Source organism: Lacrimispora sp., assembly GCF_047605665.1.
In the GTDB taxonomy this organism is placed as follows: Bacteria; Bacillota; Clostridia; order Lachnospirales; family Lachnospiraceae; genus Lacrimispora.
The window spans coordinates 124,743-138,922 of record NZ_JASGFH010000013.1 but is presented as its reverse complement, the minus strand read 5'-3'; the positions used below and the strand labels follow the sequence as shown (position 1 = coordinate 138,922).

General features: G+C 48.1%; 10 protein-coding genes and 2 tRNA genes. All 12 read right to left on the bottom strand.

Annotation, left to right across the window (positions count from 1 at the left end):
* Positions 1–77 precede the first annotated feature (77 nt).
* The 12 genes from QM657_RS12295 to QM657_RS12240 all read right to left on the bottom strand — a co-directional run bounded on the left by QM657_RS12295 (position 78) and on the right by QM657_RS12240 (position 14,076).
* The gene (locus QM657_RS12295; protein ID WP_415066955.1) at positions 78–953 is read right to left on the bottom strand and encodes a GGDEF domain-containing protein; all 876 of its coding nucleotides are present in this window, start codon (positions 951–953) and stop codon (positions 78–80) included.
* 144 nt (positions 954–1,097) lie between these two features.
* A tRNA-Glu gene (locus tag QM657_RS12290) sits at positions 1,098–1,169 on the bottom strand.
* A 4-nt stretch (positions 1,170–1,173) separates the two neighbouring features.
* Positions 1,174–1,247 (bottom strand) — tRNA-Pro (locus QM657_RS12285).
* Between the two features lie 113 nt (positions 1,248–1,360).
* Positions 1,361–5,848 carry a PolC-type DNA polymerase III gene (locus QM657_RS12280; RefSeq protein WP_415066954.1) on the bottom strand — a complete coding sequence of 1,496 codons (4,488 nt, stop codon included), beginning with the start codon at positions 5,846–5,848 and terminating at the stop codon, positions 1,361–1,363.
* A gap of 11 nt (positions 5,849–5,859) precedes the next feature.
* On the bottom strand, positions 5,860–6,912 hold the full coding sequence (ispG, locus tag QM657_RS12275) for a flavodoxin-dependent (E)-4-hydroxy-3-methylbut-2-enyl-diphosphate synthase (RefSeq protein ID WP_415066953.1): 1,053 nt from the start codon (positions 6,910–6,912) through the stop codon (positions 5,860–5,862).
* Between the two features lie 31 nt (positions 6,913–6,943).
* Entirely contained in the window at positions 6,944–8,002 is a 1,059-nt protein-coding gene (locus QM657_RS12270; protein WP_415066952.1) for a M50 family metallopeptidase, read from the bottom strand.
* Between the two features lies 1 nt (position 8,003).
* Positions 8,004–9,146: a 1-deoxy-D-xylulose-5-phosphate reductoisomerase gene (locus tag QM657_RS12265; RefSeq protein WP_415066951.1), complete on the bottom strand. Its 1,143-nt coding sequence runs from the start codon at positions 9,144–9,146 to the stop codon at positions 8,004–8,006.
* 35 nt (positions 9,147–9,181) lie between these two features.
* Positions 9,182–9,982 carry a phosphatidate cytidylyltransferase gene (locus QM657_RS12260; protein WP_415066949.1) on the bottom strand — a complete coding sequence of 267 codons (801 nt, stop codon included), beginning with the start codon at positions 9,980–9,982 and terminating at the stop codon, positions 9,182–9,184.
* A gap of 19 nt (positions 9,983–10,001) precedes the next feature.
* Positions 10,002–10,724, bottom strand: a complete 723-nt coding sequence (locus tag QM657_RS12255; RefSeq protein WP_415066948.1) for an isoprenyl transferase — start codon at positions 10,722–10,724, stop codon at positions 10,002–10,004.
* A 66-nt stretch (positions 10,725–10,790) separates the two neighbouring features.
* Entirely contained in the window at positions 10,791–11,345 is a 555-nt protein-coding gene (gene frr / locus QM657_RS12250) for a ribosome recycling factor (RefSeq protein ID WP_415066947.1), read from the bottom strand.
* A gap of 14 nt (positions 11,346–11,359) precedes the next feature.
* On the bottom strand, positions 11,360–12,061 hold the full coding sequence (pyrH, locus tag QM657_RS12245) for a UMP kinase (RefSeq protein WP_415066946.1): 702 nt from the start codon (positions 12,059–12,061) through the stop codon (positions 11,360–11,362).
* A gap of 323 nt (positions 12,062–12,384) precedes the next feature.
* Positions 12,385–14,076, bottom strand: a complete 1,692-nt coding sequence (locus QM657_RS12240) for a peptide ABC transporter substrate-binding protein (protein ID WP_415066945.1) — start codon at positions 14,074–14,076, stop codon at positions 12,385–12,387.
* Positions 14,077–14,180: the final 104 nt, after the last annotated feature.

Here is a 14,180-nt window from a genome sequence, read left to right as displayed (position 1 = left end):
CGGGTGGTTTATATTTCGCACGCTTTGCGTGCTCAACAGGGTCACGACCCATAATAAAAAGGCAGCCTTCGCTGCCTTTATTGAATCTTTGCTTTTTTCGCCCGATACATTTTTTCGTCAGCCCGCCGGATCAAATCCGCCGCGGTCATGGGATCACCTTTCATGGTTTCTATGCCAAAGGAAATGGAAAGGCGGGTTTTATTGGCAAACCGGGCAAAGGATAATTCCTTAATCTCCTCCTGGATGTGCTCTACGATCTCACGGACCTGGTCCTCGTCCATGTTTTTAAAGTTCAGAAGGAACTCATCCCCTCCATACCTGGCCGCCCAGGCGTCCTCATAATCCATATGGCGAAGGATCACCTCTCCTGCCGCCTTAATAGCCATATCTCCTGATTCATGGCCATAAAGGTCATTGATTTCCTTAAAATTATCCATATCAATAAAGCAGACTGACAGAGGTTCATCAGCCATAATCGCCACTGCCACATCCACCGGCAGCCTCTCCTCTGAAAAGCGCCTGTTATAAAGGGAAGTTAAGGGATCTCTGACAATGATGTCATTAAGCTCCTTCACACAGCGGGTCATCATTTCCCCTTCATTGTAATTTCCGGAGCCTACCAGCATGGAATCCGTGGTGTCTTTAAACAATTCCAGCACGACCGGATGTCCGGGATAATCGAGGGGAATTGCCGTAACGAGAAAAATCTTATCTCCGCTTTTTTCCATCTTCATAAAGCTCTTTCCCTCGCAGTGGGACCTTAAGGAAACGCAGTTTTCACAGATCTTTCCATTTCCCCAATAGTCATAGCACACATCATCCAGCCCTGCCATGGCAGAATCCCGGTATTCCAGTACTCTTTTGTTCAGAGGGTCAACCAGACGCACCCCATCATGCATTTTTTCAAAAAAGTCCAGTTTGTCCTTCATCTCTTCCAGTGAAATATATTTCATCTTTACCCCGCAATCTGAGTTTCATCGTAATGTACGTGTTTCATGTAAAGCTTATATTATCATAAACCAATCCATATGAACAGGCGTTATGCATAAAATCTTGTTAACAAAAAGCCCTCAGGAAATGCCTGAGGGCTTTTTGTATGACCTATCCGGGAATCGAACCCGGGTTTCCGCCGTGAGAGGGCGGCGTCTTGACCGCTTGACCAATAGGCCGGAATCGAGGCGACAAGATTCGAACTTGCGGCCTCTGCGTCCCGAACGCAGCGCTCTACCAAACTGAGCCACGCCTCGATTACGTTAAGTAGTATAATATAATCCCGGCCTAAAGTCAACCTTATTTTCAAGTTTTTTTATTTTTATAAATTACCGGAAAAATTACTGCATTTTCCGGTAATATTTCATCATTACCCCAGGTCAAATATGGACAACTGATTGGATTCCGGCAGCTCTCCCAAAAGACCTAAGTCTCCCATCAGGTCGCAGACTGTCTTGCTGACCTTGGTGCGGTTTCTGAAGTCCTCTCTGGATAAAAACTTCCCATCCTTTCCTGCTTCCACCACCGCGTCAGCCGCCTTTTCACCCAGGCCGTCAATGCTGCTTAAGGAAGGCATCAGCTTTCCGTCTATGATCTGGAAATGCCTGGCCTTTGCCCGGTAAATATCAATGGGCATGAACTCATATCCTCTGGCGTACATCTCCTGAACGATCCTCATATCACGAAGGGTATCCTGTTCCTTTTTGGAGAGGGAATCCATCCTCTTTCTGTAATCTGCCAGATAATGCTCCAGCTTCTCCCTGCCCTGGCACATCAGCTCATAGCTGAAGCCGCTGGCACGGATGCTGAAAAACGAGGCGTAATAAGCCAGAGGGTAAAACACCTTGCAATAAGCAATACGCCAGGCCATCATAACATAGGCCGCCGCATGGGCCTTGGGGAACATGTACTTGATCTTATTGCAGGACCAGATATACCAGTCAGGCACGCCGTGGGCAGTCATTTCCTCTTCCCACTCGCCTTTTAGGCCCTTTCCCTTACGGACGCTCTCCATAATGGTAAAGGAAAGCCCTTCGTCCATCCCCTTGGAAATGAGATAGACCATAATATCATCTCTGGTACAAATGGCTGTCTGAATGGTAGCCTTCTTCTCCTGAATCAGAGTCTGGGCATTTCCCAGCCACACATCCGTACCATGGGCAAGACCGGCAATCCGCACTAAATCCGAAAAGTATTTGGGCTGGGTATCAATTAACATCTGCATGGCAAAATCAGTGCCAAACTCCGGAACGCCAAGGGCCCCCAGCTTACAGCCTCCAATATTTTCCGGGAGAATTCCAAGGGCAGAAGTATCCTGAAACAGGGACATAACCTCCTGGCTGTCCAAAGGAATATCCTTAACCGGGTCAAAGCCGATCAAATCCTGAAGCATACGGATCATGGTCGGATCGTCGTGTCCCAGAATATCCAGTTTCAATAAATTGTGGTCAATGGAGTGGTAATCAAAATGAGTGGTCACCGTCGCGGTGGTCATATCGTTGGCAGGCCGCTGAACCGGGGTAAAGGAATAAATTTCCTCCCCGTGGGGAAGCACAATAATACCTCCGGGATGCTGTCCCGTGGTCCTTCTCACCCCTACACAGCCCTGGACGATCCGGTTGATCTCACAGTTTCTCTTTCTCACGCCATGCTCTTCATAATAGTTCTTCACATATCCAAAGGCAGTCTTATCCGCCAGGGTGCCGATGGTTCCCGCCCGGAAAGTCTGGCCTTTTCCAAAAATCACCTCTGTATAATCATGGGCCTTACTCTGATACTCACCGGAAAAGTTCAAGTCAATATCAGGCTCTTTATCTCCTTTAAAGCCCAAAAAGGTCTCAAAGGGGATGTCAAACCCATCTTTAGAAAGGGGGCGCCCGCACACCGGACACGTTCTGTCCGGCATATCGCAGCCCGCCATTCCGGAAAACCGCTTCACCTCTTCCGAGTCAAAGTCATAGTAATGGCAGGAGGTGCAGTAATAATGAGGGCTTAAAGAATTTACCTCCGTAATTCCCGCCATATAAGCCACAAAAGAGGAGCCTACAGAACCACGGGAACCTACCAGATAGCCGTCCTCAATGGACTTCCACACCAGTTTCTGGGCGATGATGTACATAACCGCAAACCCGTTGGAAATAATGGAATTCAGCTCTCTCTCCAGCCTTTCCGTAACAATGGTTGGCAGATTTTCCCCATAAATGGCATGAGCCTTGTCATAGCAGATATTTCTCAAATCCTCATCGGAATTTTCAATGACAGGAGGACACTTATCCGGTCTCACCGGAGAGATTTTTTCGCACATATCCGCAATCTTTCTGGTGTTTTTTATGACCACTTCCTCCGCCTTATTGGGACCCAAGTACTGAAATTCCTTCAGCATCTCCTCCGTAGTCCTTAAATACAGGGGGGCCTGATCGTCAGAATCCTTAAAGCCCTGTCCTGCCATAATGATTTTCCGGTATATTTCATCCTCCGGGTCTAAAAAGTGGACGTCACAGGTGGCGCAGACCGGCTTTCCAAACTCTTCTCCCAGGGTCACGATTTTTTTATTGATATCAATGAGGTCCTGCTCTGTCTTTACCACACTCTTTTCATCTCTCAGCATAAAGGCGTTGTTGCCTAAGGGCTGTATTTCCAGATAGTCGTAAAAATGAACCAGCTTTGCGATCTCCGCATCAGAAACGCCCCTTAAGAGGGCCTGATACAGCTCTCCCGCCTCGCAGGCAGAGCCTATGATTAAACCTTCCCTGTTCTGTTCCAGCACGCTTTTGGGGATTCTGGGCCTTCTGGCGTAGTAGTCAATATGGGAACAGGAAATCAGCCGGTAAAGGTTCACTCTTCCCACGTCATTGGCTGCCAGTATGATCACATGGTAAGTGGGAAGCTTTTTGATCATATCCGGAGTCATGGCGCTTAAGCCGTTCAGTTCATCGAGAGTCTCCACTCCCCTCTCCCGGAGCATCTTCACAAATGCAGCAAATATTTCAGCCGTACATCCGGCATCGTCAACAGCCCTGTGGTGATTTTCCAGGGAAATATGAAGGGCCTTTGCCACAGTATCCAGTTTAAAACGGTTTAAGTTGGGCAAAAGAAGCCTGGCTAAAGCCACCGTATCGATGACAGTCGGATGAAACGGCAGATGAAGCTGGGCCGCATTGTGAGCGATAAAGCCTACGTCAAAGGAAGCATTGTGGGCCACCAGCACCGCGTCGCCGCAAAACTCCAGAAACTGGGGCAGAATCTCGCTGATCTTGGGATAAGGGAGGACCATGTTGTCATTGATTCCCGTAAGCTGCTCGATCTCAAAGGGAATGGGCACATCGGGATTTACAAAGGTGCTGAACTTATCTCCGATCACCCCATTTGTCACCTTTACCGCTCCGATTTCGATAATCCTGTTTCTGGAAGAACTGAATCCTGTCGTCTCGATATCAAATACCACATATGTATCGGAAAAGTTCTGGTTTCTGGAATTTTCCGCAAGCTGCTTTAAATCATCCACCAGATACCCTTCCACTCCGTAAATCAGCTTAAAGGGGTCGTCCCTTTCCAGGGCATGACTGGCGTCTGGAAAGGCCTGGACGCAGCCGTGATCCGTTATGGCGAGGGCCGGCATCCCCCATTTCTTCGCTCTTTTCACGAGGTCCTTGACTTCGGAAACCCCATCCATATCGCTCATCTTGGTGTGGCAGTGAAGTTCCACCCGTTTATTTAAGCTGTTGTCACTTCTCTTTCCTGTAAAATCCTCTGCCTTTTTGATTCCTACCACAGAACCCAGGGTCAGTTCCCCATCAAACCGGTCAATGGTGGTAACGCCCTTAAGCCGGATAAAAGCTCCCTTCACGGTAGCTGCCTTTAAGTCCTCAATCTGTTCCTCTCTGGCAAAGACCTTCACCGTAATGGTATCCGTAAAATCCGTCACATCAAAGATAATAATGGTCTTCCCGCTGCGCAGCTCCCTGCTGTCCGTCATCAATATCTTGCCGCGGATGACAACTTCTCCCATTTCACCTACAATTTCTTCTATCTTAATGGGCTCCCCGTCAAAATCCCTGCCGTACAGCACATCGGGATTATCGGAGCGCTTGGCACTGAAGCCGCCCTTTTTAAAGTCCTTCCACTCCCGTTTCCCGGAAACGAAGTCCTGCTTTTTCTCCCCCTCTTTGGCCTTGCCGCCTGCACTGGAAGGGGCAGGAGCCTTGGAACTGGCAGCAAAGGGAACCTCATCAGACTGCACGTCAGCCGGGGCTTCCGCAGAAGGATACTCTTCCTTTATAACAGCCCGGCTTACGATCTCTTCCACTTCACGCTGCATCTGAAGCTCTTTCTGCTTTGCAAGGGCATTTTCCCTGGGAGCCACATATTCGTACTTCACTTCCATCGGCAGGCCGCACCTCTCATGGAATATCTTTTCCATGACCCGTTTTAATTCTCCCGCCTTTTCACGGGTGACAATGGTGTCCTCCACCGTCATCGTGAGAAGGTCCGGTTCCGGAAAAGCGCACTCTGCCTTGCGGAAAATGTTATACTCAATGATGCTGTAGTTTTTCAGCTCCATCAAAAGGCTCTCCCTGTAAGCCTTTAAAAGCTTCTGGGGAGTGTACTGTTCCGACAGGCGGAACTTCTCTATAATCTTTATGGTAATATGCTTGGTGGGGAAAAGCTGGTCTTTGATCCCCTTTTCCAGCCCGTAGATATTCTGCTTGTGAATAAGTCTGGGGCTGATGATATAAATGCGAATAGAGCTTCTATCTCTGCCTAAAGTGACCTTTTCCACTTCCACCAGATTTAAAAGCTCCCGCAATTCCTCTGTAATATGTAATCCTGGAAAAACCTCCAAAAACTGTTTCGTCATTCCATCACCTGTTACATCTTCATAAGTTCTTCCTGCAGGGCACTTAGCAACTGTTCCTCCGGAACCTTGCGTATGATTTCTCCTTTTTTCATGAGGAGCCCCTCTCCGATTCCTCCGGCAATTCCGATATCAGCCTCTCTGGCCTCTCCCGGTCCATTGACCACGCAGCCCATAACAGCCACCTTCACATCCAGATGGTCGAAACGGGAAACCATTTCCTCCACCTGATTTGCCAGGGCAATGAGGTCAATTCTGGTTCTGCCGCAGGTAGGGCAGGAAACCACCTCTACGCCGCCTTTTCTCAAGCCCAGGGTCTTTAAAATCAGCTTCCCGGCCTTGATCTCCTCCAAAGGATCACCCGTTAAGGAAACCCGGATGGTATCCCCGATTCCCTGGTGGAGAATGATGCCAAGTCCCACCGAGGATTTGATGGTTCCTGATGTCAGGGTGCCCGCTTCCGTGATTCCCACGTGAAGGGGGTAATCTGACCTGTCTGCAATCAGTTCATGGGCCTTGATGCACATGAGAACATCAGAGGACTTGATGCTGATCACAAGGTTTTCATATCCCAATTCCTCGATCATCCGAACCTTATCCAGAGCGCTTTCCACAATTCCCTCTGCAGTCACCCCTCCGTACTTTTCAAGGAGGTTCTTCTCCAGAGAGCCGCTGTTTACACCCACACGGATGGGGATGTCGTATTCCCTGGCCTTTTCCACCACGGCCCGTACCCTGTCGGGAGAGCCGATGTTGCCGGGATTGATCCTTATTTTATCTGCCCCGGCTTCCATGGAAGCGATGGCAAGGCGGTAATCAAAATGAATGTCAGCCACCAAAGGAATGGTGATCTGCTTTTTAATTTCCTTTAAAGCCTCCGCTGCCTCCATATCGGGAACAGCCACCCGGATGATATCACATCCGGCCTTTGTGAGAATGCCGATCTGCCTGACGGTAGCTTCTACATCCTGGGTCTTTGTATTGCACATGGACTGAATCAGCACCGGATTGCCTCCGCCGATCACCCGGTCTCCGATGCGGATTGCCCTCGTATTCTGTCTGCTCATCGATTCCTCCATTTTGCCTTACGGATATCTGTCAAGTAAATCTGCTGATATCGTTAAATACCACAAAGATCATCAGCGCCATCAAAGCCGCCATGCTGATCATGTTCACCAGTCCCTCTTTTTCCGGGTCCATAGGCTTGCCTCTGACCGCTTCAATGATCAAAAACAACAGCCGTCCCCCGTCAAGGGCAGGAATCGGAAGCAGATTCATGATTCCCAGGTTTGCGCTCAAAAGAATGCACATGCTGATCACGTTCATAAAGGCTGCCATAAAGCTGACTGTAAGCCCTGCCTTGACCGAATCATCAATCATGACCACAATTCCGACAGGACCGCTCAAATCACCCATCCCTGCTTTTCCTGAGAGGAGCATCCCAAGGCTTTTAACTGTCAATTTTACATCATACTGCATTTCCAGATATCCGTATTTTATCAGACCGCCCAGAGATTTGACCTTCTGGTTTTCCGGAATAATGGAAATGCCGATCAAATATTTTCCGCTCTCCTTGGAATACTCAGGAGTGACAGAAACCGTCTGGATTTCCACATTCCCTGTGGAGGGATTCACTCTGGAAATCTCCACCAGATTCATTTTGGCATCAGGCTTTAAAACCTTATAGAGGATGTACTCCCGGTACATGGACACATTTTCCCCGTTGATCTTAAGGAGTTTATCTCCGGGACGGATTCCCGCCTCATAAGCCGGTGAGCCCTCTCCCACTTCCTTGATGTAAGTGGTGTCGTATCCTCCAAGGCCTACCACCAGCATTGCCAGGAAAAAGGCCAGAATAAAGTTAAATACAGGGCCTGCCGCAATGACTGACATACGGGCCGGTATGGATTTATTCTGAAAAGCCCGCTCATCGGGATTTTCTTCATCCTCTCCCAGCATCATACAGGAGCCGCCTAAGGGCAGCACCTTAATGGAATAAGTAGTTTCGCCTTTCCTAAAAGAAAAGAGCCTGGGACCCATGCCGATGGAAAATTCCACCACTCCGATCCCATTTATTTTTGCAAACAAAAAATGTCCTAGTTCATGAATCAAAACAATCAGTCCGAATACCAGAATTGCTACAATAATACTGGACAATTTACCACCTGCTTTCTATATATTCATAAGCCGCCGCCTCTGCTTCAAGAATCTCCTCCACTGTGGGACTGCTCTTTACAGTATGCCCGTTCATTGCCCCCTCTATCATATCCGTAATGGCAAGATATGGAATTTCTCTGTTTAAAAATTTGGCAACTGCCCGTTCATTGGCAGCATTAAAAACCGTAGGAAGGGTTCCGCCTGCTCTTCCGGCTTCATAAGCCAGACCAAGCCCCGGAAAATTGACCATATCCGGCTTTTCAAAAGCGATCTGCCCCATGGTCCAGAAGTCCAGCCGGTCTCCGGGAAGAGGCCTTCTTTCAGGATAATAAAGGGCGTATTGGATGGGCAGCTTCATATCCGGAGTCCCAAGCTGGGCCATCACTGCCCCGTCTTCAAACTCCACCATGGAGTGAATGATGCTCTTAGGCTGAATCACCACCTGCACCTGGTCCATCTCCACGCCGAACAGCCACTTGGCTTCCATGACTTCCAGTCCCTTATTGACCATGGTAGAGGAATCAATGGTGATCTTCCTTCCCATGGACCAGTTGGGATGATTTAAGGCATCCTCCACCTGGACGGACTCCATTTCCTTTCGGGTCTTTCCCCGGAAAGGGCCGCCGGAAGCTGTTAAAAGTATTTTGTGAATTGTATTTTTATGTTCCCCGTTTAAACACTGGAAAATGGCGCTGTGCTCACTGTCCACCGGTAAAATCTTAACTCCCCGTTCCCTGGCCAAAGGCATGATAATATGCCCGGCAGTCACCAGGGTTTCCTTATTGGCCAGGGCAATGTCCTTTCCGGCCTCCATGGCCGCAATGGTTGGACGTATGCCGATCATGCCCACAACAGCGGTTACCACGATCTCAGAAGAAGGCTCTGTGGCAGCCTCCATCAGTCCCTCCATACCGGAGACAATGCGGACCGGAATATCCCTGACTGATGATTTCAGCTCTCTGGCCTTTTGTTCATCCCATACACAGGCTATCTTTGGGCGGAATTTTCTAATCTGTGCTTCCAGCAGGCCGATGTTGCCGCCTGCCGCCAAGGCAGTGACTTCTATGTCCCCCTGAGCCTCCACCACCTCCAAAGTCTGGGTTCCGATGGAACCCGTTGAACCGAGGATTGCTATTTTCTTCATCTTATGCTCATAACTCCTTTTGTTTTCCAAATTTTTCAGCGCAGAAATGTCATGGCAAAGTAAATAGCCGGAGCAGTAAATAACATGCTGTCAAACCGGTCCAGGATTCCGCCATGGCCCGGAATCAGCTTTCCGTAATCTTTTATCTGGTGATTGCGCTTAATAGCGGAAGCGGCCAGGTCCCCGATCTGGGAAATTACCGCAGCGATGGCACATGCCAGCGCACAGGCAGCACCTGGACTTTGGAGCTCTGTTAAGGCTCCGTTAAAAACAGTTCCGTAAATAAGCCCTAAAAGAGCCGATCCTATAGCTCCCCCGACAGCTCCCTCAATGGACTTTTTGGGGCTTAGAACCGGAGCCAGCTTATGCTTTCCAATCAGCATTCCCACGCAGTATGCGCAGGTATCGCAGCCCCAGGAGCTTAAAAATATCAGCCATACCAGATATTTTCCGTCCGGCATGGAACGGACCTGATACAGATAGGACAGCATCACTGCCACATAAAAAACTCCCAGAAAAGCCACTGTCACCTCTTCTGTCTTGTACTTTGGAAAGGTGAACACATAGATGCTCATGAGAATCATCAAAAAAGCGATGAACATCAGCATCATAAATTCTTCTTTTTGAAACCACAAAAGTCCGTAATAAAACACGACCGTCAGATAACCCATATAAGCCAAAGGGTTTCTTTCTATTTTCATCACGCGGTACAACTCAAACAAACCGGTCATGGATATGAAGACGGTTGTAGCAAAAAGCAGAAGTCCGCCGCTCCCCACTGTCACAAGAGCGATTAAAACAAGAACGATTCCGCTTATGAGTCTGGTTGTAAACATGGTGCTTCCTCCCTCCCGGTCACTTCACTCCCCCGAATCTCCGCTCTCTGCTATTATAAGCTTCAATAGCCCGGATTAATTCATCCTGATTAAAATCAGGCCAGTAACAGTCTGTCACATAGAGCTCTGTATATGCCAACTGCCATAACAGGTAATTGGAAAGACGCAGCTCTCCGCTGGTGCGGATTAAAAGGTCCGGGTCCGGGATATCAGCGGTGTCTAAATAGGAATTGAATATCTGCTCCGTCATATCCTCCGGCAAAAGCCTGCCTTCCTGTCCATCCTGTAATATCTTTCTTGCAGCACGCACGATTTCATCCCTGCCGCCGTAATTGACTGCGATCACAAAGGTCAGACCGGTGTTATCCTTAGTCTGTTCCACCAGCTTTTCAATGCCTTCTATAATGTCCTGGTCAAAACGTTCCCTGTCTCCGATCATCTTGACCCGGACGTTATTGGCCTTAGCCACCTTTAAAAGCCTTACCATATAGTAGCGGAAGAGCTGCATCAGCGCTCCCACCTCTTCCCTGGAACGCTTCCAGTTTTCAGTGGAAAAACCGTAGACCGTTAAGTATTTGATGCCAAGACGGGCTGCATCCTCTACGGTCTTTTCTACTGTCACACAGCCCTCTTTATGTCCCAGGCTCCGGGGCAGGCCTCTCTTTTTCGCCCATCTCCCATTTCCATCCAGTATAATTGCCACATGCTCCGGAATTACCAGATTTTCAATGTTTTTATCCATAAAATGCCGCTCCTTTAAAAGCACAAAACAGGACAGGCAAAATGCCTGCCCCCCTGTTTAAAATTTTTATACGGTAAGAAGGTCTTTTGACTTCTCATCAATCGCTTTTTCTACCTGGGCGATCATCTTATCCGTTAATTTCTGAATCTTATCTTCTGCCTCTGCATGCTCATCCTCAGAAATCTCTTCTGCCTTTAACTGCTTTTTAAAGGTGTCGTTGGCATCGCGGCGGATGTTGCGGATTGCAATCTTGGCAGCTTCTCCCTTTTTCTTGACATCCTTTACCAGATCTTTTCTGCGCTCTTCCGTCAGCTCCGGAAATACCAGACGGATGATGTTGCCGTCATTGGTAGGGTTGATTCCCAAGTCAGAAGTGAGAATTGCCTTTTCAATGGCCTTTAACAAGGTTTTCTCCCATGGCTGAATCACGATCATGCGGGCCTCCGGAACGGAAACATTGCCCACCTGCTGAATAGGGGTCGGTGTTCCGTAATAGTCCACCTTGATCTTATCCAACACATGAGGATTGGCACGTCCTGCACGAATGGTCATATAATCATTCTCCAGTGCTTTTAATGTCTTATTCATCTTGTCTTCGTAAACCTGTAACTTCTCCTGCATATCGTCCTCCTGGTTTATGCGGTCACTATCGTACCGCTTATTTTTCCCTGCATTGCATTGGCAATGCCATCTTTTTCATTCAAACTGAATACCGCAAGGGGCATCTTATTTTCCATACACATGATGGAAGCGGTTAAATCGATCACACCGAGCTGTTTTTCAATGACTTCTTCTATGGTGATCTTTTCATATTTTACCGCTTTGGGGTTGAGCTTTGGATCGCTGTCGTAAACTCCGTCAATGGACTTTGCCAAAAGAATACAGTCTGCATCCATTTCAATGGCACGAAGGGCAATTCCTGTGTCAGTGGAGAAATAGGGATGGCCTGTGCCTCCGGCAAAAAACACTACTTTTCCTTCTTTAAAGTACTGGTTAGCTCTGTCTTTTGAGAAGAGTTCTGTCATGGAACCGCATGCGAAGGGGGTTAATATGCTGGTATCCATCCCTGCGTTGCGGAAAATCTCTGAAACATAGATACAGTTCATGATGGTGGCGAGCATACCGATCTGATCCGCCTTGGTGCGGTCAATGGCATTGCTGGTTCTGCCTCTCCAGAAGTTACCTCCGCCGATGACGATGCCTACTTCTACGCCTGCATCAACGGATATCTTAACCTGCCGTGCAACCTCTTTTACAGTGGCCTCCTCATAGCCTGTCTTTCCAGAACCGGCAAGAGCTTCACCGCTGAGTTTTAATAATACACGTCTTGGATTCATTGCTTTTAGTTCTCCTATCGTAAAGTTGTCTTGCGCAAGTTTCTTTTGCGTGTTGCTGGTCCGCAGTGCAAGCCAGTAAAGCCTGGGGCTTTACTGGCTCACGGGCATTCGCCCTATAAAATGAGACAAAAAAACTTTTTTCTTATGTGCGAGCACAACGAAAAAAATTTCCTTGCCTCATTTTGCACTGCTCATTGCTTTCATGGAGATTATACCACACTTTCCCCCCATTGGAAAGAGGAAGTTTACCGCCCAAATCAGGTTGGCGGGGTTAAAAAAACACCCAGGAAAGGCCTGGGTGTTTTTTAGAAAACTGTTTTTCCTTATTCCATAGTAGCATACTGGAAGAACCAGTAGCCGTATGGGGAATGCCATGTTCCCTTTAATTTCGGATCCTGTAACCAGAAGTCATTGTAGTAAGCAACAGGTGCAATCGCTGCATCTTCAAGAATCATGTTCTCTGCCTGGTGAAGCTTCTCATAATGCTCTTCGATATTAGAAGTGGAGTTTGCTTCATTGAGCAGCTTGTCAAGTTCAGGGTTGCTGTACTTGGCATTGTTGTTGCCGCTTGTTGACATCATTAAGTTCAGCATGTTGGATGGATCATCATAATCGTATACCCAGCCGTCACGTGCAACCTGATAATCTCCTGCACGGCGGGTAGGTGTGAAGGTAGCCCACTCAACAACCTTGATATCTGTGTTGATGCCAAGAGCTTCTTTCCAGCAGCTCTGCAAATACTCTGCTACTGCTTTGTGATAGCCTGCATCATTGGTCATGTATTCAATGGTTGGGAATCCCTGTCCGTCCGGATATCCGGCCTTTGCAAGGAGTTCTTTTGCCTTTGCAACGTCTGCTTCATAGTTGGAAGGATTGAAGAAATCTCCGCCGTTCTTTTCTGTTGTCACATCTGCAAAGAAAGAGCCGTCTTTCGCGTCAGAAATGCCAGGGCCGACAAAGTTTTTCGCAGGAGTATAAATGCCCTGCATAACTGTGTTGGCAACGTAATCACGGTCAATGGCAAGGCTTAAAGCCTTACGCACATCAGGATTGTTAAACGGTTCCTTCTGGTTCTGGAAATCGATATAGTAGGTACCCATACTCGGTTCTACATGGAAATCTTCTGCGCCCTTTAAGGTTGGGATTTCCTCTGTCGGAGGCTGTTTGATCATAGACAGCTCACCGGACTGGTATGCGCTGTAATAGGAGTTTGTATCTTCCATCAAAGCGAATTTCAGGGTATTTAAAGTAACTGCTTCTGCATTCCAGTAGTTTTCATTCTTTGCAAGAACGATGTGAGATCCTGGAACCCATTCTGTCATCTTTAAAGGACCGTTTGAGATATAAGTCTCAGGAGCTAAACTCCACTGCTCCCCGTTTGCTTCTACAGATGCCTGCTGAACAGGAACCATGGATGCATGAGTTACAAGCTTTGCAAAATAGATGCAGGGAACAGATAATTCCACTACAAAGGTATTGTCATCTGGAGCGGAAACGGCGAGGGCCTCCCCATCTCCTGCTGCTGCTCCTTCAAAGCCCTTTACATAGCCAAGCATGTCGGCTGCATAAGGAGCTGCTGTCTCAGGAGCTGCCAGTCTCTTCCAGGAATATACGAAATCATTAGCTGTTAAAGGTGATCCGTCGCTCCACTTTAAGCCTTCACGAAGGTGGAACGTATAAGTAAGCCCGTCCTCAGACACCTCATAAGACTCTGCCTGACCCGGAACGATGGTATTCTCAGAATCCACGATCAAAAGGGTTTCAAAGGCATGAACAATGATGTTAGCGCCGTCAACCGCACTGTTTAAAGCGGGGTCAATGGTCTCAGGATTCGGTCCGACACGAACTGCAAGGTCAAGACCACCTGCTGCTTCTGCAGGTGCAGATGTTTCTCCTCCTGCTGCCGCAGTAGTTCCGGCACTTGCAGATGGGTCAGCAGGTTTGCTGCCGCCGCAAGCGGAGAGAATCATGCTGGCTGTCATAACTGCAGCCAATACAAGTGACATTTTCTTCATAAATTTCCTCCTATAAAAATATTTTTATCGACGCAGTAACACGTTATCCGTCTGCTGCGCCGATTCCATTCCAGCATAGCATAAAACGTGTAAAATAGCAATGA